General features: G+C 47.0%; 21 protein-coding genes. 9 read left to right on the forward strand and 12 right to left on the reverse strand.

What is annotated here, in order from left to right; all coding sequences use genetic code 11:
- Positions 1–134 precede the first annotated feature (134 nt).
- The 7 genes from G470_RS0100885 to G470_RS0100915 form a co-directional block, all read right to left on the reverse strand.
- Positions 135–1,364, reverse strand: a complete 1,230-nt coding sequence (locus G470_RS0100885; protein WP_051258342.1) for a DUF438 domain-containing protein — start codon at positions 1,362–1,364, stop codon at positions 135–137.
- Positions 1,365–1,368: 4 nt separating this feature from the next.
- On the reverse strand, positions 1,369–1,593 hold the full coding sequence (locus tag G470_RS0100890; protein ID WP_028273179.1) for a DUF1858 domain-containing protein: 225 nt from the start codon (positions 1,591–1,593) through the stop codon (positions 1,369–1,371).
- Between the two features lie 358 nt (positions 1,594–1,951).
- Complete coding sequence (locus G470_RS12280; RefSeq protein ID WP_205617861.1) at positions 1,952–2,878, reverse strand: SDR family oxidoreductase; 927 nt, start codon at positions 2,876–2,878, stop codon at positions 1,952–1,954.
- Positions 2,875–3,030: a hypothetical protein gene (locus G470_RS14635; RefSeq protein WP_205617862.1), complete on the reverse strand. Its 156-nt coding sequence runs from the start codon at positions 3,028–3,030 to the stop codon at positions 2,875–2,877. Before G470_RS14635 ends, G470_RS12280 begins: the two co-directional genes overlap by 4 nt.
- 116 nt (positions 3,031–3,146) lie before the next feature.
- Positions 3,147–3,812: a DUF6320 domain-containing protein gene (locus G470_RS0100905; protein ID WP_028273180.1), complete on the reverse strand. Its 666-nt coding sequence runs from the start codon at positions 3,810–3,812 to the stop codon at positions 3,147–3,149.
- Positions 3,809–5,179, reverse strand: a complete 1,371-nt coding sequence (locus G470_RS0100910) for an alcohol acetyltransferase (RefSeq protein WP_028273181.1) — start codon at positions 5,177–5,179, stop codon at positions 3,809–3,811. Before G470_RS0100910 ends, G470_RS0100905 begins: the two co-directional genes overlap by 4 nt.
- A gap of 4 nt (positions 5,180–5,183) precedes the next feature.
- Positions 5,184–6,149 carry an alpha/beta hydrolase gene (locus G470_RS0100915; protein ID WP_028273182.1) on the reverse strand — a complete coding sequence of 322 codons (966 nt, stop codon included), beginning with the start codon at positions 6,147–6,149 and terminating at the stop codon, positions 5,184–5,186.
- Positions 6,150–6,353: 204 nt separating this feature from the next.
- On the opposite strand from G470_RS0100915, the gene G470_RS0100920 reads away from it, so the two are divergent.
- The gene (locus G470_RS0100920) at positions 6,354–7,247 is read left to right on the forward strand and encodes a fructose bisphosphate aldolase (RefSeq protein WP_028273183.1); all 894 of its coding nucleotides are present in this window, start codon (positions 6,354–6,356) and stop codon (positions 7,245–7,247) included.
- A gap of 58 nt (positions 7,248–7,305) precedes the next feature.
- Here G470_RS0100920 and G470_RS0100925 read toward each other — a convergent pair whose 3' ends face one another.
- A complete protein-coding gene (locus G470_RS0100925; RefSeq protein ID WP_035444793.1) occupies positions 7,306–8,649 on the reverse strand; it encodes a DUF1576 domain-containing protein in 1,344 nt (447 codons plus the stop codon).
- 365 nt (positions 8,650–9,014) lie between these two features.
- Here G470_RS0100925 and G470_RS0100930 point away from each other — a divergent pair, with 365 nt between their 5' ends.
- The 8 genes from G470_RS0100930 (at position 9,015) to G470_RS0100970 (ending at position 15,740) form a co-directional block, all read left to right on the forward strand.
- A complete protein-coding gene (locus G470_RS0100930) occupies positions 9,015–10,247 on the forward strand; it encodes a dicarboxylate/amino acid:cation symporter (RefSeq protein WP_035444794.1) in 1,233 nt (410 codons plus the stop codon).
- A 142-nt stretch (positions 10,248–10,389) separates the two neighbouring features.
- Positions 10,390–11,325, forward strand: coding sequence for a ring-cleaving dioxygenase (locus tag G470_RS0100935; protein WP_028273186.1), 936 nt, complete (start codon positions 10,390–10,392; stop codon positions 11,323–11,325).
- A 23-nt stretch (positions 11,326–11,348) separates the two neighbouring features.
- Complete coding sequence (locus G470_RS0100940) at positions 11,349–11,954, forward strand: alpha/beta hydrolase (RefSeq protein WP_028273187.1); 606 nt, start codon at positions 11,349–11,351, stop codon at positions 11,952–11,954.
- Positions 11,955–12,085: 131 nt separating this feature from the next.
- Positions 12,086–12,469: a lipocalin-like domain-containing protein gene (locus G470_RS0100945; protein WP_028273188.1), complete on the forward strand. Its 384-nt coding sequence runs from the start codon at positions 12,086–12,088 to the stop codon at positions 12,467–12,469.
- Positions 12,470–12,742: 273 nt separating this feature from the next.
- The gene (locus G470_RS0100955; RefSeq protein WP_028273189.1) at positions 12,743–13,396 is read left to right on the forward strand and encodes an ABC transporter ATP-binding protein; all 654 of its coding nucleotides are present in this window, start codon (positions 12,743–12,745) and stop codon (positions 13,394–13,396) included.
- The gene (locus G470_RS0100960) at positions 13,393–14,157 is read left to right on the forward strand and encodes an ABC transporter permease (RefSeq protein WP_028273190.1); all 765 of its coding nucleotides are present in this window, start codon (positions 13,393–13,395) and stop codon (positions 14,155–14,157) included. Before G470_RS0100955 ends, G470_RS0100960 begins: the two co-directional genes overlap by 4 nt.
- Before the next feature lie 201 nt (positions 14,158–14,358).
- Entirely contained in the window at positions 14,359–14,940 is a 582-nt protein-coding gene (locus G470_RS0100965; RefSeq protein WP_035444805.1) for a hypothetical protein, read from the forward strand.
- A 113-nt stretch (positions 14,941–15,053) separates the two neighbouring features.
- Positions 15,054–15,740 (forward strand): Crp/Fnr family transcriptional regulator, encoded by a 687-nt coding sequence (locus G470_RS0100970; RefSeq protein ID WP_028273192.1) that lies wholly within the window; start codon positions 15,054–15,056, stop codon positions 15,738–15,740.
- Positions 15,741–15,789: 49 nt separating this feature from the next.
- Here G470_RS0100970 and G470_RS0100975 read toward each other — a convergent pair whose 3' ends face one another.
- The 4 genes from G470_RS0100975 to arcA form a co-directional block, all read right to left on the reverse strand.
- A complete protein-coding gene (locus tag G470_RS0100975) occupies positions 15,790–17,301 on the reverse strand; it encodes a YfcC family protein (RefSeq protein WP_028273193.1) in 1,512 nt (503 codons plus the stop codon).
- Between the two features lie 75 nt (positions 17,302–17,376).
- The gene (gene arcC / locus G470_RS0100980; RefSeq protein ID WP_028273194.1) at positions 17,377–18,321 is read right to left on the reverse strand and encodes a carbamate kinase; all 945 of its coding nucleotides are present in this window, start codon (positions 18,319–18,321) and stop codon (positions 17,377–17,379) included.
- A gap of 74 nt (positions 18,322–18,395) precedes the next feature.
- On the reverse strand, positions 18,396–19,409 hold the full coding sequence (gene argF / locus G470_RS0100985; RefSeq protein WP_028273195.1) for an ornithine carbamoyltransferase: 1,014 nt from the start codon (positions 19,407–19,409) through the stop codon (positions 18,396–18,398).
- Between the two features lie 34 nt (positions 19,410–19,443).
- Positions 19,444–20,685 carry an arginine deiminase gene (arcA, locus tag G470_RS0100990; RefSeq protein ID WP_028273196.1) on the reverse strand — a complete coding sequence of 414 codons (1,242 nt, stop codon included), beginning with the start codon at positions 20,683–20,685 and terminating at the stop codon, positions 19,444–19,446.
- Positions 20,686–20,697: the final 12 nt, after the last annotated feature.

Raw genomic sequence — 20,697 nt, forward strand, 5'->3', positions numbered from 1 at the left:
GTTCGCTTTCTACTTACTTTTTCTCAGCATACCATTTATTCGAGCTGCCGGCCATGTTCAAACCTATGGCTGTTGATTCTGTCACTCTTATTTGTTGACACAAAAAAGCCCCCTTCACTTTAAGGGGACTTTCTTTACTCACTGATGGTTTTGTTTTCACCTTCCAGCTCCATGATTGGACCGATGTCTTGGACATACTCTAATGTGCCCAGATAGGTTCCTTTATCATCCCGTACCGCTTTGTAGGTTACCATCAAGAACTTGCCTTTAGCACGGAACCACAGGGTTTCAGCATCCTTGGTGCCGGTTTTGAAAGCATTCAGGAGCGCCATGACTTTATCCACACTTTTCGGCGGGTGGCAATTTTGCACTTGTCGGCCGAGCGCATTTTTTGTGCGGGGGAAAATTTTCTTCTGGCTGTTGTTATTGAAATAAACGAAGGTGTCGTTCGCGTCGATGAAAGATATTTCCAGCGGCAGCAAATTCATGATTTTCTCGAGTTCCGTAAACGTCAAATGACCGGTTCCAAAGTTGAGCTTGGCGTCAGATGGGACACTGGCCCCGGTTTCTTCAAACACTTTCCGCTCCGGTACCCATTTCGCTTCCGGCTTGACGATGCAGTAGCCCATCTCTTCAGATTCCTCGGCGATGGCAATCCAGTCGTCTTCATTAAATGCATCGGTCACCATGGGAATTAGAATTTCTTCTTCTTTCACGATCATTTCTTCCAACTCATACTTCAATTCCGCAAATGCATCCAGCAGTTTATCCATCTCGTCTTCTTCCACAAGTTGTTTGAATTCTTTGAACAGCATTCGGATGTTGTCGTCCACTCCCCACATCACTTTGGGAGGGGCCAGGATGCCGTACCGTTCCATAATGGGAAACATGGAATTTTCTTTCCGCTCGTAATGGATGTCAAATTGCCATAAGATAGCCAACTGCTTCAACAAGCCGGATTTCAAATCAGCTTCCGGCTCTTCCATGTAGGCTGCCAGCACCCGTTCGATGCGTTCCAACGCACTTTCAATGGCCAAATTTTCCTGTTTCAATACTTGAACAGGATGGCCCTGCTTTTCCATCTCTTTTGAGATGTTCTCTGGTTTTTCGACCGCTCCAGTGAACAACGAGGCGTGAATGTTGCACAGGCGCATGATTTCTTCCGCTTCGATGCCTTCCTGCGCCATCAACCGGCGTTCCATCACCGCAATCTCAAAGGCACTGACATTGGAAAAATGCTCGGCGAATTCTTTTTTTATGACGTCTTGGTCTTCTCCTTCGTGTAGCCGGAGAATCAGTTCTTTCAGCTTTTCCTGACGCTTTTCTGTTTCAATCGTACGCTGACTTTTCTGTTGCTGAGCCATCTTTTTACTCCTTCACTTCAAAACCGTGCTGCGTCAAAGATTGGACCAAGTCTTCTTGGCTGAGGCCGACTTGCCGGGCACCTTTATTAAGCGGCATCATACGGCCGACTGTTTGCAGCATCCTATCATCCTGAAGTGGAGTAAAGCCTAAATCCACCAAAACCGGTTTGAGTTCCGGGTATTCTTGGATCAATTGGAAGACCGTGTTGTTCAAATTGATTTCTTTCACATCCGCACCTCTTCACTTTTTCCGTCTTTTTTCTTATTAGGTTCATCATAATCGACAGCTGTTCAAAATTCAACAAACTTTTCCTTATTACTGATAAAAAAGTATATTGAAACTACTCCCTCTTATATTTTCGGCATTTATCCTCAGTTTATGTTTGAACATTTTTTAACAATCTATTTTCTGAGCACAAAAAATGCAGGCCACTGGTTGTGACCTGCATCCAATCTTATTAAGTGGTTACATACTGTGTTTTTCCGCCATTTTAAGCGCCATTTTAGGGTGTTTCACCGCAACTGTTTTTTTCGGGTGCTTCATCATCATGACGTTCCTGCGGTGTTTAAGCATCGCTTTTTTCCGCTTACGTTTTTTTGTTCGGATCTTCAAATATTGCCATTCCAATCCACAACAATAAAAATCCGACTCCAAATGCAATGGCACATGTTGTTAAAAGAGGATGTTTTTTCATTTTAACCATCCAACTCCCTTTTCGGGTCCATCCCTTGTTTGTGCCTCTCTCCCGCAGTTCTTCACCTTTCCCTTGCAAGGTGCTCATATCAGGAGACTCGGCTTCACGGTAAGCATCGTAATTAGTGGGGTAAACAGAATGTTCCATGTACCGTTCCGTGACGCGGGGCATCAAAGTTCCCATCAAGGAAAGCATCTTCGCCTGCCCACCGACATAAATGTCTCGTTGCGGTTTTTCGGCAGCGTACAAGATGGCTTCCGCTACACTTTCCGGCGGGGACATCATGGCATCGTGTGTAGGGGCTTTGTCAATGTAACTGGCGGCGTGGTCCGTATAGGGTGTGTCCACGCGGGCGGGATGGATTTGCGGGACAACAACCGGAAGCTGGTCTTTCTCCACTTCCATCCGCAAAGCATCCGTGAAACTGTGGGCGGCAAATTTGGATGACGAATACGTTCCTTGAAGAGGAAATGCGCGGTTGCCGGCGACACTGCCTACATTAATCAGCGCGCCAGGACTGTCTTTTTCTTTGAAATGACGAACTGCGGCCAACGACCCGTAAACGACACCTCGATAATTAATGTCAAACAATTTTCGGGCGACCTCAATAGGAATATCCGTCACATGGCCGTATACCGCTGCTGCGGCGTTATTGATCCACGTATCAAAACCACCAAATGCGTCGATTGCTTTTTGGGCCAAACGATTGACGTCTTCTTCTTTGGAGACATCTGCTTTGACATACACCACTTGAGCTCCTTGAGATGACAGTTCTTCCGCCAATGTACGCAATGCGTCTTCATCCCGACCGGAAATCACAATTTGGCGCCTGTCTTGGCCGCCATACGCGCAGTGACCAAACCGATGCCGCTGGTTGAACCGGTAAGGACGATGACTTGTTCATCCAACTTCTTCAAAGGCAGCTTCAAACTGTTCAAGGGTTTCTTGTCTTTGACTGTCCGCCGAGCCATACTGATCCTCCTTTTTTAGTTGTGTCGCAACGGTTGTTCCGCTTTCATTTTACTGGGTATTACCTTTCCTTCACAACCCAAAGGGCTCTCTTTTGTATTTTTTTAACTTGGCAGTTTCACACATCCAACCGTTTAATCAGCTGGTTTTGAATTTCTCTGCCATGACGAAGCAGCACGTACACCAGCATCGCACAACTCATGCTAATGGAAATCAGTGACGGCAAGGCATTTTCTGCCCAACCTATCCCCAAAAAGATGGCCGGCACAAATCCCATCAAAGTCGCCAGCAACAAATACAACACATAATCGCCTACGCTCAAGCGTACCACTTTCAAAGCGATAAACATGGCCGCCAGCGAGGCACTGCAGATGATGGGAATCGCGTAAGAAACCGACCAGTCCATCTGTCCTTGCGAATGATCCAAGTACAACATCAACAAAGACAAAGAAACGAGCAAGTAGACAATCCCCTTGGCAATGTTGCGTTTTTTTCGCAAAATCACCAGCATCACCAGCCACATGCTCATGATGCCGAAGAGAACCAGACGCCAGATGCCGGCTTGGGCCAAGAAAAAAAAGTCGACTACGAAATATACTGCGAGAATAAGCAAGGAAATAAGCATCAGCCACCTCGTGACCCGCTGTTTGTTGAAACGCAGCGGCACTTCTGGATAAGGGTCACGGCTCCCCTCTTTTTCTTGTCTGTTGAGCGCTGCGCGGCAGAGTGGGCATGTCTCCCACTTCCCTTTCACTTGCACCCGGCAAACAGAACATTGCTTCATCGTTTTCCCTCCAGTTCTTCTTCGGTTACTTTGTTGGCAGCAACCGTGACCGAAACGCCTCGTTCAGTCAGCATACGCACGAAACGTTGTTGAATCGCTGTTTCTACAAACGGGGACGTAAAGGTGACCGTCAAATGTTCCCCATGACTGATCATGCAAAACTGCGGCCGGACCGCAGCTGTTTGAAAATAAACCTGCTCAACGTATCCATCCACCGGCTGCGGCAGTTCCACCCGCCCTAAATTGGACATCGCCAACGACGTGTTGCGGTTGTTGAAATAATTGATTACCTTCAACAGCACATCTTTCAACGGCCGGATGACAATCCGCGCCAACGGGTTCAATTCGTATGAAATCAATCGGTTCAACCGTGTTTCCAAGCTGTCTGGACTGATTTGCCGCTGAAGCTGGTCCTGAAAGGTCTGGCAGACATGTGATAAAGTATCCTTTTTTTCGCCGTAAGTGTAAGCCAAATGGGTGGTGCTGAAAAAGTTGCGTGACGTACGGGACGGGAAGAATTGTCGTAAGTTGACTGGAACCGAAACGGTGATGGTACGCGGCGTTGCAGAAGGCGGAGCTGTCTGCTGGGTCGCTTCCACAAACAGTGCGGTCAAATAAATGGTTAAGGAAACCTTCTCTTTGCGGGATAACGCCAGTACTTCTTTCACCGGCATCTCCAGTTCAATGGCATGCATGCGGTTGTCCGGTGTTTTTTCCCCGCGGACGCGGTACACATTTTTCTTCCGTCCCACCGGAACCGGACTGTACGTACTTTTGAACCAATGGGCCGCTTTTTTCCCTACTTTCGTGACGGTCTGAAGCGACGACTGCGCGGCTTCAGCGAAGTTCAACTGTCGGGTCTTGCGGAAATAATGGGCAAAACTGTCTTCCATCTGTTTCTGCAGGCGTTCAGAATCCAATGAATCCACGTTTCCATAAACCTCAGGGTAACGGAGCGAAAGGTATTCCGTTAATAAATCCTGGAAAAAGCCCATCGCGCCCGTTCCGTCTGATAATGCATGAAACACTTCCAGATGTATCCGGTCTGCATGATACAACACTCGAAACAGCAGCTCCCGGCGATCGTAGTGATAAATTTGCGCACACGGAGGGGCTGTTTCCAGCTGGACTTTCGGTTTCAATTCACTTTGTTCCAAGTAATACCAGAAGATGCCCCGGCGCAGCACACTGTGGTACAACACGTATTGTTCAAACGTCTTGTCCAGCGCTTTTTGCAACACAGCCGGTTTCACCGGTCCCGCCACCCGTGCGCTCAACCGGAATACTTTTGTATCGGTGTCATTACGGGCAGCCAAAAAGATATTGGACGCATTGTCCAAACGCACCCACCTATTCTTTTCCGGCATCTTTTCACCTTCTCTCAAACTCCTTCTCATCAGCAGCAGGACCTTCTTTCAAAAAATCATTGATTACTCTAAATGTTTCTTTCACAGGCTTGGTAAAAGGCGGCAGCGTGATAAACCCATGCGCGCTTTCCGCGACCCGGTGAATCTGCACCTCATTCCCGGCTTGTTCCAGTTCTTTTCCGTAAGCCTCCCCTTCATCCCGCAACAAGTCGTGTTCAGCAGTGACAATCAACGTACGCGGTTGATTGGCAAAATCCTTCGCCATCAATGGAGCCACATAGGCGTTTTTCCGTTCTCCCAATTCCGGTTGGTACATTTCCATGTAATCTTGAATTCGTTGGGCCGTCAAGCCATAATCCCGCCCTTTTGTGCGGACCGTTTCGAAAGGTGAGGCTGCGGTGTGGTCCCAATGGGTCACTGGGTACAACAGAATTTGTTGCGCAGGCACCCTTTTCCCCTCATCCCGCAACCGCAATGAAACGGCCGCGGCCAAGTTGGCTCCGGAAGAATCTCCCATCAACACCCAGTCAGAAGGCGACTTCACTCCTGTCATCGATAAGTTTTCCATCACTACTTCGGCCACTCGCATGCAATCATCCAATCCGGCCGGGTAAGGATTCTCCGGCGCCAGACGGTAATCCACTGAGTACACTTTTCTACCCAACGCATCTGCCATATGGATACAGGCACTGGTGTAGGTTTCAATGTCTCCTGTCACCCAACCGCCGCCGTGAAAAAACAAGATCGCTTCCTCGTGCCGGAGCTTCTTGGGATGAAAAATACGCACTGGAATTTCATGAGAATAATCCTCCGAAAAAATTTGCGAGTCCATCACCGAATACATTTTTTTCACCGGTCGTGCGATTCGGGACGTGAGACGGCGAAGCTTCCGGACCCGCTCATAGTCCTGCCGGATATCGATATCCGACGAGGCAATCAGTTTTAAAAGCAGTCTTGCAAATGGGTTCATGACGTCGAGTCCTTTCTCAATCGCAGTTTGCTTTATTTTAGCATGAATGAGGAAAGACGACACCACCCTTGCTTTGCTCTTCCCTGACGGATTCACTTTGTTTCTCCCATTTTTTAGTTTGTGTTATGGTAAGAATGAAAGAATTTTTCCAACGCAGAAATGCGGAAGGAAACCATTCAAATTTTCAAAGGAGTGAACCATCTGATGAATGAAAAGCAATTGGAGCATATCAGAAAAGGGTCAGGATTTATCGCAGCTTTGGATCAAAGCGGCGGCAGTACACCAAAAGCACTAGCTGAATACGGAGTTGGCGAAGATGCCTATTCCAATGAAGATGAGATGTTTGACATGGTCCATGAAATGCGTACGCGTATCATCACTTCTCCAGCGTTTAGTTCCGACTTCATCCTGGGCGCCATTCTCTTCGAACAAACGATGGATCGCGACATCGAAGGTAAAAAAACCGGCGACTATTTGTGGGAAGAAAAAGGCATCGTGCCTTTCGTCAAAGTGGACAAAGGGTTGGCTGAAGAAGAAAACGGCGTACAGTTGATGAAACCTTTCCCAGAGCTGGATAAGCTGTTGGAACGGGCCAACGAACGCAACATTTTCGGAACGAAAATGCGTTCCGTCATCCACAAAGCGAACCGCGACGGCATCAAAGAAGTGGTCAAGCAACAGTTCGAATGGGCACGTCAAATTATAGATGCCGGATTGGTTCCGATTGTTGAACCGGAAGTCGACATCTACAGCGAAGAAAAAGAAGATGCAGAAAATATCCTCAAAGAAGAACTTCTCAATCAGTTGAACCAGTTAGGCGAGAATGACCATGTGATGTTGAAAGTGACCATCCCATCGGTTGCAGGCACTTACGAAGAATTGGTCGCACATCCGAATGTCGTCCGTGTCGTGGCACTTTCCGGCGGTTATTCCCGTGATGAAGCCAATGAAAAATTGAAGAACAACAACGGCATCATCGCCAGTTTCTCCCGCGCATTGGTGGAAGATGTCTCGTACGGGCAATCAGAAGGCGAGTTTGACGAGTCTCTCAGAAGTGCCGTCTCTTCCATCTATGATGCTTCCGTTAAGAAATATTAAATCAACAAACAAAAAAGAAGCTGTCCCCCTTTTCGGAGACAGCTTCTTTTTTGTTTGATTATAGTTCTTCTTCGATTTCGATTTCTTCCGCCGGATCGACAGGTTCGTGCCATTTTTTGTAGGCTTCTTTGTGATAGTCAATCGCCTCCAGCAACGGCACCAACGAAGCCGCCACCAGCCCGCCGGCGAATCCATTGTTGTACAAGTTGACTCCGCCGTGCAGGAAACTGGTATTCATCACAACAGACAAATGCAGTGCACCTGCCAACATGCCCACTACCGGTCCATAATGACCCGATATCGGCGCAATCGTTGTGCCGAAAAGTCCGGCAATAATCACAGAGGTCGAGGTGAGGTCGTAGGAACCGATTAACCCCATCAATGTGACACCCGCCAGCACAGGCAGGACATTTTTCGGATGTTTTCCAAAGGCTCCGAATCCGGCTAACGTGAAGATACCTCCAATTACCGGACCATTCAAATCTCCGACCAACAACACAGGATAGGCGGTGCCCAATAATCCCAATAAACTTACGTTCATCAACGTGACGCCAAATCCAAAGAGATCCACAAAATCTGCAGATAATTGACCCGTTTCCTCCAACATGTTCTTATACCCTTTGATACTCATGCCATTCAACACATATCCCATTAAGAACAGGAAGATAAACAATACGGAAAGGAAAAGCTCAAACGGGATGTTGTTGCCGGAAGAAAGAACGTTGATCGGTTCAATCGTGACGCCCACTCCCCGCAGAAACGAAACAAAAACCGTTCCTATAATGCCGCTGGTGAACCCGACATTATATAAACTGAACCCTTTTGTGAACTTCACAAAACTGGCTGCAAGTGGCGGGATAAGAAATCCAGCCACCATTCCGGCTACCCACCCCGCAAGGATTCCCACTGGGAGGGACAGTCCAATGTTAAACGACACTTCGCTCACTAAAGGCCCTAACGCAGTGCCGAATAAAGCCGCCAAAAGCGTCTTTTCCGTAGGGACGCGGGTCACTTTCGCGTATAGAAGTGCTCCAAGCACAATCGGCATGGAGTTATACAAATTTTTTCCAAACAAGGAAAAACCGGCAACTGTCAAAATCGCGGCAATGACGGGACCGTTGATTATGGCACGTACCAGTCGGATGATCGCCAATGCATGCAGGATCATCAACCCGGAATTAAACAACGCGGCTCCGATGTTCGTCAACGCAAAATAATCGGTCAACAGGTTGGCCGGGGAGACAAGTATTTTAATCTGGCCATGTAAGATTTCTTGCGGCGAATTAAACACGAACGCTAAAACAATAAAATACAAGGCAACTCCAACAAAAATAAAGTGCTTCACTTGTTCCGTCAGTTGTGTTTTGTTTATTATGGGGTTTTTCGGTCGGCTTACTTTCATCAAATTTCTCGCTTTCGCTGGTGTATTGTTGGTGAATTTCAGTCGATCGCTTTATATTAATATGAACAGATGCATGTGGCTACTACATATCGAACAATTTAAAAGCGTCTCTTGCTTTTTATTTTTTCAATTTTACCATAATTCAGCAGGTGATTATATGTCTATTTCATGAAAATTTCATTCTCTTCCACCTAAAAGACAAAATCGAAAAATGAAGGCGGTTGCACAAAAAATAATTATTAGTAATCGTTTTCCTATTTCTATTTAAAATCTAATCATGTATAATGGGGTCATTATCCACAAGATTGGTTAAGAATATTCTATCGTATCAAGCCAAAGATATTATTTATTAAGGAGGAAATTTCATGGTGGCAAAGCTGAAAAAAGCACACATGGGACTCGTTCCCAAGTTGATTCTCGCAATTATTTTAGGTATTTTGGTCGGCCAATTAACCTTTATTCCAGAAGTTATTTTTCAGATTTTTATTACTGCATCCAGTTTATTTTCCAGCTTGTTGTCTTTTATCATCCCGTTGATGATTATCGGATACGTTATTAAAGGGATTTCTGATTTGACGCAAGGCGCAGGTAAACTGTTGGGCATCAATCTTTTGCTCGCTTACTCTTCTACATTGATCGGTGGTTTCATTGCATACTTTGTTTCCAGCAATCTTTTCCCGTTGTTCATTGATGCATCCATCACAGAAAATGTCCAAGAAGAAATAGCAGCGTTGGAGCCTTTGTTCACCATCCCATTGGAACCATTGTTGGATGTGACCTCCGCCATTGTTTTTGCGTTTTTGTTTGGGGTCTTCATCTCCTGGTTGCGCAGCGAAGGACGCGGCGAAGTCATGTACGGATTTTTCACGGAATTTAGCGCCATCATCACGAAAATTTTGAACACTTTGATTATTCCGCTGTTGCCTTTTTACATTTTTGGGAACTTCATCAACTTAAGTTATACAGGAACTGTCTTCTCCATTCTATCTGTTTTCTGGCGCGTCTTTATTGTTGTGCTTGCCATGCAGTTGATTTTGGTTTTGCTAGTGTTTATTATCGCAGGGATTTATGCACGGAAGAGTCCTTTGACCATGCTGAAAAATCAAATTCCAGGTTATTTGACGGCTTTGGGGACCCAGTCTTCTGCAGCGACCATTCCTGTTAACTTGGAATGTGCAAAGAAAAACGGGGTGTCTGAAGAAATTCGTGACTTTGTTATTCCCTTGAGCGCTACCATTCATTTATTGGGAAGCATCGTAACGGTGACGTCTTGTGTGACAGCGGTCTTGTTGATGTTTGACATGCCGTACAGTTTCGGTTTGATGTCTGGTTTCGTTGCGACATTGGGCATCGCCATGGTGGCTGCTCCAGGTGCTCCAGGCGGGGCCATCATGAGTGCTCTGCCGTTCATGCCGATCGTTGGGATTGACCCGACCGGCACATTGGGGAACTTGTTGATCACTTTGTATATCACCCAGGACAGTTTCGGGACAGCAGCCAACGTTTCAGGCGACAACGCACTGGCTGTCATCATTGATAAGTTCTATGCAAAACACATTGTAAAAGCAAATGCAAATGTTAAAAAAGAAACGGTTTAAACGTAAAAAGTCATTGATGATTTTTCATCAATGACTTTTTTATTGACTTAAAGTAAGCAAGCATGTAATATAAAGATACCACTTATTACTAATTCGAGATTTATTAAATGGAACTATATACAACTACAAAAGGAGCGTACACATGAAACACACATCAGGTATCCATCACATCACAGCCATCGTCGGGCATCCGCAAGAAAACGTTGATTTCTATGGAGGACTTTTAGGTCTGCGTCTCGTCAAACAAACCGTCAATTTTGACGATCCAGGCACTTATCACTTGTACTTCGGGAACGACAGCGCCAAACCGGGAACGATCATCACCTTCTTCCCGTGGGCAAACGCGCGCAGAGGACGAATCGGAGGCGGACAAGTCGGCGTGACTTCTTACGCGGTGCCAACCGGTGCCCTTTCTTTCTGGGAAAAACGTCTCGAGAAGTTCAATGTACCGTTTGAAAAAACAGAGCGGTTCGGCGAAACCTATCTGCGATTTGAAGATACCCACGGTTTGCAATTGGAATTGGTGGAACGCGAAGGCGGCGAGTTGAATCAATGGACTTTCGGCGATGTGACACCGGAAGTGGCGGTCAAAGGATTTGCCGGCGCCGTATTGTACTCCACCCAGCCAGAATCGACTGTCCAAACGCTGACAGAAACCATGGGATTGGAAAAAGTGGCGGAAGAAGGCATCTACATCCGCTTGAAAAGTTCCGCAGACATCGCAAACATCGTGGACGTCAAGAAAACAGCGATGCCACGCGGAGCCATGGGTGTCGGCACGGTACACCACATCGCTTGGCGCGCCAAAGATGAAGCCGACCACTTGGATTGGCAGGAACACGTCCACAACGACGGCTACGGCGTAACGGAAGTTAAAGACCGCAATTATTTCAAGGCTATTTACTATAGAGAATACGGCGACATCTTGTTTGAGATTGCTTCCGATACACCCGGCTTTGAACACGACGAATCTTATGAGACACTAGGACAAGAATTGAAATTACCGGAACAATACGAACAACACCGTGAACGATTGACCGACGGCTTGATTCCGTTTGAAGTAAGAGAACTCGATTAAGTAGAGTTGAAAGGAGACTAACAATGAAACACATTTTTGAAAAAGGTTCCGACCAGACAAAACCAACATTGCTGCTTTTGCATGGAACAGGCGGCACAGAACGCGATTTGCTTCCTCTGGCTGAGCGCGTTGCTCCTGGAGCCAATATTTTAAGCGTGCGTGGAAACATCAGCGAAAACGGCATGCCCCGCTTCTTCCGCCGTCTTGCAGAAGGCGTGTTTGATGAAGAAGACTTGATCTTCCGCACGAAAGAGTTGAACGACTTCCTCGATGAAGCGGCTGAAGAATACGCATTCGACCGCCGCAATGTCTTGGCATTGGGGTACTCCAATGGCGCCAATATTGCCGGCAGCCTGCTGTTTCATTATCAAGATGCGCTGGCCGGGGCCATTCTGCACCACCCGATGGTCCCAAGACGCGGCATTGACTTGCCGGACTTGACCGGAACCCCTGTCTTCATCGGTGCCGGAACCAACGACCCGATTTGCCCGGCGAAAGAGTCTGAAGAACTGAAGGCTTTGTTGTCAGAAGCCGGTGCCACTGTTGACCTCCACTGGGAAAACTACGGTCACCAACTGACCGTTTCCGAAGTGGATGCGGCCGGTGAGTGGTACAAAAAGCATTTTTAAGAAAGACGTTGACCACTTGTCCGTAAACGAATGTTCTATGGACAAGTGAGCGCAGGTTAGAAAACGGCCCCACTTGTCCTTGAGTTCCTTTTTGCGGACAAGTGGGGCCGAAATCAACTAGGAGGATTACTTTGGGACAATCATTTCGTGAAAAAGTCATCGGCACGTGGACCCTTTTGGAATACTCACGGGAAAATAAGGACGGCGAACGGTTCTACCCATTAGGAAAAGACGCCACCGGGTTCCTTATGTACACTCCCGACGGTTACATGTCCGCTCAATTGATGGCGCAGGCCGCTCACGCTTACCACGCCTACTCCGGACGTTTTGAAGTGGACGAGGAAAACCAAACGCTCTACCATCACATGGAAGTCAGCATGATTCCCAACCGTCTCGGACAAGTGCAGGATCGCATTATCCAAATGGACGGCGACCGCATCACCATCACGTCCAACGCGACCTCTTCCTACATTGTGTGGAAACGCGCCGAAGACAACAGCGACAACCTCAGATAAACAGCAAAGAAGCCGGGAACGTGTCTCCTGGCTTCTTTTTCTGTCTGTAGGTGTCCAAATATCGCCTGCCCGCTTTCACGATTTGTCCTGTTTCCACCTGTTCGACCCAAATCATTCCTATAAAAGAGAGTAATTTGGGCCAATCCCCTGTTTTTTGTCCAAATTTTCTTTATCCAGCCGGTATATTTGGACCTCCTCCCCTTCTTTACATATGCTTTCCCCCTTTTACCAAATTCTGTTATAATAAATAAGATTGAAAAAGGAGGGAAATGCATGGCTCAGCCGATATTGTCATTGGAAAATGTTGGTTTTGAAGCAAATGGTCGAAAAATATTGAACGGCATCACGTTTGAGGCGGAAGAAGGAGAAATCATCACCTTTACGGGGCCTTCCGGCGGTGGAAAAAGTACCTTATTGAAATTAATCGGGTACTTGCTGACTCCCACTTCCGGTGTCATCCGGTATCAAAATAAACCGATTACCGAATTCAACCCCACCGATTACCGGAAGGAAGTCTCATACTTTTTCCAAAACGCCGTGCTGTTCGATGAAACGGTCCGCGACAACCTGGCTTTTCCCGCAGAAATTCGGGAAGAACCGTTTGATGAAGAGCGGGCCAGACGCGGACTGCAGACCGTTCAGCTCCCGGAAAATTATTTGGATAAACCGGTTCATGAACTTTCTGGCGGGGAGAAACAACGGGTGGCATTGATCCGGAACTTGATGTATCCGCCGAAAGTACTGTTAATGGATGAAGTGACGAGTTCACTTGATAAAGAAAACCGCGACATCATCCGTTCCTTTATTCAACGTTTGAACCGCGAAGAGCGCATCACCGTTTTGTGGGTCACACACAACCAAGAAGAAATTGATGCTTCTCACCGCATCATCCAACTCAAAGCAGGCGAAATGGAGGGAATCAAATGACGGAGAGCTTAGAAATCAGTAATTTATCGCTGCTTCTTTCAACGCTGCTGCTGGTGATGGCCATTTTGATTGATTACAAAGAAAAATTGGGACTTGGAAACGACATCCTGGTTGCAGGAGTCCGCGCAGTTATTCAGTTATTCATTATCGGATACGTTCTGAGTTTCGTTTTCCAAATCGACAACACCCTTGTCACCTTAATCATGGTCTTATTCATTGTGTTCAATGCCTCATTCAATGCCCACAAGCGCAGCGAAGGCATCGATCAATCGTTCACAATCTCCATTACCTCCATCGGTGTGGGAACCGCATTGGCGTTGGGGATTTTGGTCTTTTCAGGCGCCATCGACTGGACGCCTTCTCAAATTGTCCCAATCACCGGGATGATCGCCAGCAATGCGATGACCACCATCGGAGTGGTGTACCGCACCTTGCACACGCAGTTCCGGGACCGCCGCCAGCAAGTATTGGAGAAATTGGCTCTGGGTGCGGATAAAAAACAGGCGTCCATGACGATTGTCCGCGAGAGCATCAAAACCGGTATGGCGCCGTCCATTGACCGCACCAAAACTGTGGGACTCGTCAGTCTTCCGGGAATGATGTCGGGATTGATGTTTGCCGGCGTCGACCCCACCGAAGCCATCCGCTACCAAATTGTGGTGATGTTCATGTTGATTGCGGTGACCGCCATCTCTTCTTTCATTGCCAGTTATATGACTTATCGTTCGTTCTACAATGATTCGATCCAATTGACCATCTAAATCGATTTTGATTGAAACAGCGCCCTTTCAAACCTATTGAAAGAGCGCTGTTTTTTTGCCCCGCCTTCACCCCTCCAATAATAATCCCTTAGTCTGATTTCATTTGCCTTTAAAAGTTGTATAATGAAACCACGTTCGATGGAAAGTGTTGTGGGGGAGATATCAATCGGACAACCAATCATGATTCATTTGGAGGAGAACATGGAAAAAACATCTGTCTACATAGTCTTGTCGCGGCCGCGGACGGTCGTGTCGGATTTAATTTATTTTGTGACAAAAGATACCTATACGCATGCCGCCATCTCCTTTGATAGAGAGTTGCGCACCATGTACAGTTTTGGGAGAAAATATCCGCACAATCCCTTTTATGGACGATTTAAAAAAGAAGCATTCGATACAGGGATTTACAAAGGGATAGATCATTTGCCGGGTGCGGTCATCGAACTTGCGGTCACTCAAGAGCAGTACGACAAAGCTTGGGAGTTGTTAAGTGAGTTTCTCACCCATCCGGAAAAATATAAGTACAATTATTTAGGTCTGATTGACCATCTGCACGAACGACCGGTTTGCAGAGAAAACCGTTTTGTCTGTTCCGAATTCGTTTACTATCTTTTACATAACAGCGGCATCCTGGATTTGGGTGTTTCACCGAATTTGGTGCGGCCGCAAACTTTTTTGCAGGCGGAGGGAAACATTGTCTTTGAAGGCAACTTGAAGCATGCGTCCCCCGTTTACCGCAGCCAAACAGATTTGTTCACCAACAGTGTGTTGGTCGTTGAATAAACCGTCCGTCCCTTTTCACACAAAAGGGACTTTTTTGGTTGTTTCCATTCCATTTTTATTGGCATCGCTGGTTTCCCTGTATGGTATACTGAACATGTAGGAGGTGTTCCACATTGACTGATTTATCCACACATCCACTGCGCCACAAAAAAGAATTCACCGGCTTCACCGACCAAGAATTTCAGTCCTTGATAGAGTACACACGTTTCAGGAAGTATGGGAAAGGACAGATTTTATTCTATGAAGAAGACCCTAAGCAAACCCTCTTCTATCTCGAAAGCGGCCTGGTCCGGTTGGAACGCTACGACATTTCCGGAGACTTTTTGTATGTCGATTATGTAAAAAAAGGAAGGTTGTTTCCATATGGAGAGATCTTCAGCGGAGACATGTATCACTACACGGCGTCTGCTTTAACAAACGTCGAATTGTATGCGCTTCCGTTCCCTCTTTTTGAAGATATCCTTTCCAAAAATCCTTCCCAATTATTGAAGTATTACAAAGAATTGAGCCATATATTGAAAGAACAAGAACGACGTATCCAATTTTTGGTAGTTTCCAGTGCCCATACCCGGGTTATTCAATCGTTGAGCTTTTTGATGACGGAACTTGGTGACGAAAAAAATGGCGAAATCGAGGTCCCGTATCCGATCACTATCAATGAAATTGCAGCATTAAGCGGCGCTTCCCGAGAAACGACCGGACAAATCATCCAACAGCTTAGAAAATCAGAAAAGATTCGATATGTACACAAACGTCTCTTGTTTAACGAACCCGATTACTTCAATGAGTACACACACTAAAAAAAGCGTTGCTCTGCGGGTACCTGCAGAGCAACGCTTTTTCTTTCTTTTATCCAAATACAGCCGCCATCCCCAATAGAATACATGTGACGACAAAGATGATTGCTATCAACTTCGCTGTGAATCTCCACCAAGTCGTCAGGTTGATACCGGCGATGGCCAACGCCCCCATCACGACTCCGGAAGTCGGAGTAATCAAGTTGACAATGCCACTCGCTGCCTGGTAGGCAGTGATCACGACGTGTTCCGCCACACCGGCAAACGTGCCGAGCGGTCCCATGATCCCCATGGTAGCTGCGGCCAGTCCAGATGTAGATGGAATCAAGAAAGACATGGGAATGTAGAAAATGTACGTTAAGATCGAGAACAAGACCGGTGAAAGTTCAGCGAGGTTTTGTTCTCCAAAGTTCAAGATGGTAGCAGTAATCATCCCTTCGTTCATGATCACTTGAATCCCACGGGCAACAGCCACCACGAATGCAACGCTGAGCAAGTCTTTGGCGCCGTCCAAGAAACTGGAAACTATCTCTCCTTCCGGCAGCCGGTAGACGAGTCCGATGATGACGGCCATCAAGAAAAACAGCATGGTGATTTCCATGAAGTACCATTCGCCGAGCGGCACGAGTTGCTGCCCCAATACGGTCCCCACAACAGGAAGGTTCATCAATCCTTGGTTCACACTCTCAAAAAATGTCCAATTCTCATTTAACGACGACCACGGAACCAATCCCAAAACCATAATCAGGAACGACAAGGCGAAGAGTAGGATGACCACTTTTTGCCGTCCATCCATTTTCTCCGTTTGGTTTTCAACTTTGAATTTTTCTTTGTTTTTTTCATAATCTTCCGCGACCAAGGATTTTGATGGGTCTTTTTCTACTTTGGTAGCGTAACGGTAGACGTACAAAGTGGCAAGGGCATACATGACGACGAAGAAAATCAAGCGCCAGACAATCCCTTCTCCGGGACTGATTCCCAATGCCTGTGAAGCCACCCCTGTTGCAAATGGGTTGACCGTCGAAGCCAGAACGCCCACTCCAGCCCCCAGCAGGACGATGGCCACAGCCACCAGCACATCAAATCCCACCGCGACCATAACTGGAATAATCAGCGGGTAAAACGCCAGCGTTTCTTCTGCCATCCCGTAAGTGGTGCCGCCCAAAGCGAAAATCAACATCAATATCGGAATCAACAATTTTTCTCTGCCTCTGTTGGCGGAAACGACTTGAGCGATAGCCGTATCGAGCGCACCTGTTCGGTTGACAACTCCTAAGAATCCACCTACAACTAAGATAAATAATGAGACCTCGATGGCGCCCGGTGTGCCTTCTGTTCCGATCATCCCTTTTACAGGAGCCATAAATATATCCCATATACCTTGTGGCTGCTGGTCTACATAATGAAAACTTCCGGCAAGGATATTTCCAGCTTCATCCACCTCGTAGGATCCCGCTGGAATAAACCAAGTCAATATCGCCATGAATACAATAATCAGAAAGAGTACTGTGAAAGAAGACGGCATCGAAAAGCGTTTTTTCTTTACGTTTTCACTTGTCTCCATTCTCTTTTTCCTCCATTCATTTTTATCAGATTATCAAAAAATTCTGCAAAACTCTCCTTTTATGCTTTTACCTCCTCAGTCACCAGTGATGATTGTTCCTCCGTTTTCAGCGATTGCGGCCGGAATGTTTTCCAACGATGTGATAATGGCTTTCGCTTTTGGATTTTTTTCCAGGAATTGAATCGCTGCTTCTACTTTCGGCAGCATGCTGCCGGCAGCGAACTGGTTTTCCGCCACATAACGCTTCATTTCAGAAACAGAAACCTTCTCCAATTTCTTTTCATTCAGTTGCTGGTAGTGAACCATCACGTTGTCCACACCTGTCAGAATGACCAAGGCATCCGCATGAAGCAAGTCCGCCAGTGTTTCAGAGGCGAAGTCTTTGTCGATGACCGCTTCCACACCTGTATACATGCCGCCCTGCTCGATGACTGGAATGCCGCCGCCTCCTACAGTAATCGGAATGATATTGTTATCCACCAACGTTTGAATCACTTTATGTTCTCGGATAGTGACTGGTTTGGGAGACGGGACGACTTTTCTCCATCCTCTTCCGGCATCCTCTTTAAAGACTGCTCCGGTTTTCCGCATCTCCTGTTCCGCTTCGTCTTGCGTTAAAAACGGTCCGATTGGTTTGGTTGGATTTTTAAAAGCCGGATCTGATTCGCTCACCACCACTTGGGTGACCACTGAAGCAACTTCTTTTTCCAACCCTTTCTCTTTCAACGCTTTGGCCAAGGCCGCCTGCAGCCAGTAACCGATACTTCCCTGCGTCATTGCCACACACGTATCCAGCGGCATTGCGGGATTTTTTTCGCTGTTGGCTGCTTCCTGCTGCAACAACAAGTTCCCGACTTGCGGACCGTTTCCATGGGTGACGATGATGTTGTCTCCATTTTCCACAAACTTCGCTAAATACCCTGCTGTCCGTTCCAATGCTTTTTGTTGGGCTTGGGCAGACGGATCATCTGTCAAAATCGCATTCCCGCCAAGAGCCACCACTATTTTTCTGTCCGTCATTTCTTTCCCTCCACTCGCTTTTCTCAAAAGGCTGACCAAGACGCGTCCTGGTCAGCTGTTCATCTCCCGTCTCTTTACACATGCGGGATAAATAAATTGCCCAATGTTGCAGCCATAACGGCTTTGATGGTGTGCATCCGGTTTTCTGCCTGGTCGAAATGACGCGCATGCTTGCTCCGGAATACTTCATCTGTGACTTCCATTTCTTTCAATCCGTGCTTTTCTTCCATCTCTTTTCCATAAGCGGTTTCGGTGTCATGAAAAGCTGGCAAACAGTGGAGGAAGATGACTTCTTCTTTTCCAGTCTTTTGAATCATATCCATGTTGACTTGGTAATCCTTCAACAACGCAATCCGCTCGGCGAATTTGTCTTCTTCACCCATCGACACCCATACGTCTGTATATAAGACGTCTGCTCCTTTGACTCCTTCGTCCACGTCATCCGTAATCAAAATGCTGCTGCCGGAAGTTTCGGCGAAGGATTGGGCCATTTTCACCAGTTCCTCTTCAGGGAACAACGATTTCGGGGAGACGATGTGTACATTGACACCCAAGATGGCTCCCGTAACCAACAGGCTGTTGGCGACATTATTGCGTCCGTCTCCGGCATAAGCCAGTGTCACGCCTTCCAATGTCCCCAGGTGTTCTTTGACGGTCAGATAATCCGCCAGCATCTGGGTCGGGTGCCATTTATCCGTCAAACCGTTCCACACCGGGACTCCGGAGTGTTCGGCCAACAGCTCCACGTTTTCTTGTTTGAATCCGCGGAATTCAATCCCGTCAAACATGCGTCCCAACACTTTTGCGGTATCTTCCACCGATTCTTTTTTACCCAGCTGAATGTCATCTTTTCCGAGGTATTCAGGATGTGCCCCCAAATCGACCGCCGCGACCGTGAATGCGGCCCGGGTTCGTGTCGACGATTTCTCGAACAACAAGGCGATATTTTTTCCTGCCAAGTACCGGTGTGGGATGCCTCTTTTTTTCATATCCTTCAAGTGTGCGGCAAAATCGATGAAATACATCAACTCTTCTTTTGTGAAGTCTTTTTCGGCTAATAAACTGCGTCCTTGAAATACGTTTTGCATGTGCTTCTCCTCCAATGGTTGATTTTTTATAAGCTTACAGTTCTTTTCTGACCAGCGGCATGCTCATGCACCGGGGTCCCCCGCGGCCTCTGGACAATTCGCTCGACTCGATTTCGATGACTTTGACGCCTTTCTCACGGAGCAGTTGATTGGTAACATAGTTCCGGTCATACGTCACCACAACTCCCGGCGAGATAGCCAGCGTATTGGAGCCATCATTCCACTGTTCGCGCGGAGCCGCTATCTCATCTCCTCCGCCACATGGAATCAATTCCAGTTCCTCCACTTCCAATGCGTCTTTCAGCACTCCCTGCAAGTCGGTTCGCTTCGTGATGCGGATGGTGTCTTCTGCCTCGCCTCTTTTCAAAATATATGTGTCGATGGAACCGTCGAGGTGTAAAATACCTGGATGTATGGTGAATTTATTATAGTCGATCATCGTAAACACCGTATCCAGGTGCATCATGGCGCGGACATTCGGAATTTTAATCGCCAAGATTTTTTCAAAACTTGTGTGGTGTTTGAAAAGAGCGATGGCCAATTCTTCAATCGCCTGTGCTTTTGTCCGTTGAGAGATGCCGATGGCCAATACTTTCGGGCTTAAGACCAGTTCGTCCCCGCCTTCAATGCTCGTTTTTTCGTTTCTGCTGCGCCAAATCGGAATGTCATGACCGGCGAAACGCGGGTGGTGCTCCATGATGACTTCCAAAAACATCGATTCGCGTCTGCGTTCTTCAAATTTCATCTGGTTGATGGTCAACCCTTTGCCGATGGACGCTCCCGGATCACGGGTGAAATACAAGTTGGGCATCGGATCCATATAAAAGAGGGAATCGTCTTCTTCAACCATGTCCGCAAGATGTGCGGCTTCCAGAGAGACGTCCTTTCTTCTGACCCCAGCCATGATGGCGTCTACCATTTCTTGTGTTTCCATTCCCAGCAAATAGTCTTTCACCGCTTCATATGCAGCTGCTGAAGGGATGTTGGATTCATCCATCATTTCTTTCAGGAATGCTTCTTTGACTTCTCCTGCATCGATGGCTTCTGCCGCCAGCTTCTCCAAGTACACAACCTCTACCCCGTTGTCCCGCAACACTTGAGCGAAAGCATCGTGCTCTCTTTGGATAACCGCCAAATGCGGAATGTCATCGAACAACAAGCGATCCATTGTTTCCGGCGTCAAATTCTCGACTTCTCTCCCAGGTCTTTTCAACAGGACTGTTTCCAACTGACCGATTTCAGAATAAATATGAATAGGATATTGTTCGTTAGTCATCTTTTTTCCTCC

The sequence above is a fragment of the Atopococcus tabaci DSM 17538 genome, from assembly GCF_000429585.1.
GTDB classification, from domain to species: Bacteria; Bacillota; Bacilli; order Lactobacillales; family Carnobacteriaceae_A; genus Atopococcus; species Atopococcus tabaci.

Coding starts and splice junctions, on each gene's coding strand:
- G470_RS0100885 (WP_051258342.1), bottom strand. CDS start 1,364: ATGGCTCAGCAACAGAAAAGTCAGCGTACGATTGAAACAGAAAAGCGT.
- G470_RS14635 (WP_205617862.1), bottom strand. CDS start 3,030: ATGGCTCGGCGGACAGTCAAAGACAAGAAACCCTTGAACAGTTTGAAG.
- G470_RS0100905 (WP_028273180.1), bottom strand. CDS start 3,812: ATGAAGCAATGTTCTGTTTGCCGGGTGCAAGTGAAAGGGAAGTGGGAG.
- G470_RS0100910 (WP_028273181.1), bottom strand. CDS start 5,179: ATGCCGGAAAAGAATAGGTGGGTGCGTTTGGACAATGCGTCCAATATC.
- G470_RS0100915 (WP_028273182.1), bottom strand. CDS start 6,149: ATGAACCCATTTGCAAGACTGCTTTTAAAACTGATTGCCTCGTCGGAT.
- G470_RS0100920 (WP_028273183.1), top strand. CDS start 6,354: ATGAATGAAAAGCAATTGGAGCATATCAGAAAAGGGTCAGGATTTATC.
- G470_RS0100925 (WP_035444793.1), bottom strand. CDS start 8,649: ATGAAAGTAAGCCGACCGAAAAACCCCATAATAAACAAAACACAACTG.
- G470_RS0100930 (WP_035444794.1), top strand. CDS start 9,015: ATGGTGGCAAAGCTGAAAAAAGCACACATGGGACTCGTTCCCAAGTTG.
- G470_RS0100935 (WP_028273186.1), top strand. CDS start 10,390: ATGAAACACACATCAGGTATCCATCACATCACAGCCATCGTCGGGCAT.
- G470_RS0100940 (WP_028273187.1), top strand. CDS start 11,349: ATGAAACACATTTTTGAAAAAGGTTCCGACCAGACAAAACCAACATTG.
- G470_RS0100955 (WP_028273189.1), top strand. CDS start 12,743: ATGGCTCAGCCGATATTGTCATTGGAAAATGTTGGTTTTGAAGCAAAT.
- G470_RS0100960 (WP_028273190.1), top strand. CDS start 13,393: ATGACGGAGAGCTTAGAAATCAGTAATTTATCGCTGCTTCTTTCAACG.
- G470_RS0100965 (WP_035444805.1), top strand. CDS start 14,359: ATGGAAAAAACATCTGTCTACATAGTCTTGTCGCGGCCGCGGACGGTC.
- G470_RS0100975 (WP_028273193.1), bottom strand. CDS start 17,301: ATGGAGACAAGTGAAAACGTAAAGAAAAAACGCTTTTCGATGCCGTCT.
- arcC (WP_028273194.1), bottom strand. CDS start 18,321: ATGACGGACAGAAAAATAGTGGTGGCTCTTGGCGGGAATGCGATTTTG.
- argF (WP_028273195.1), bottom strand. CDS start 19,409: ATGCAAAACGTATTTCAAGGACGCAGTTTATTAGCCGAAAAAGACTTC.
- arcA (WP_028273196.1), bottom strand. CDS start 20,685: ATGACTAACGAACAATATCCTATTCATATTTATTCTGAAATCGGTCAG.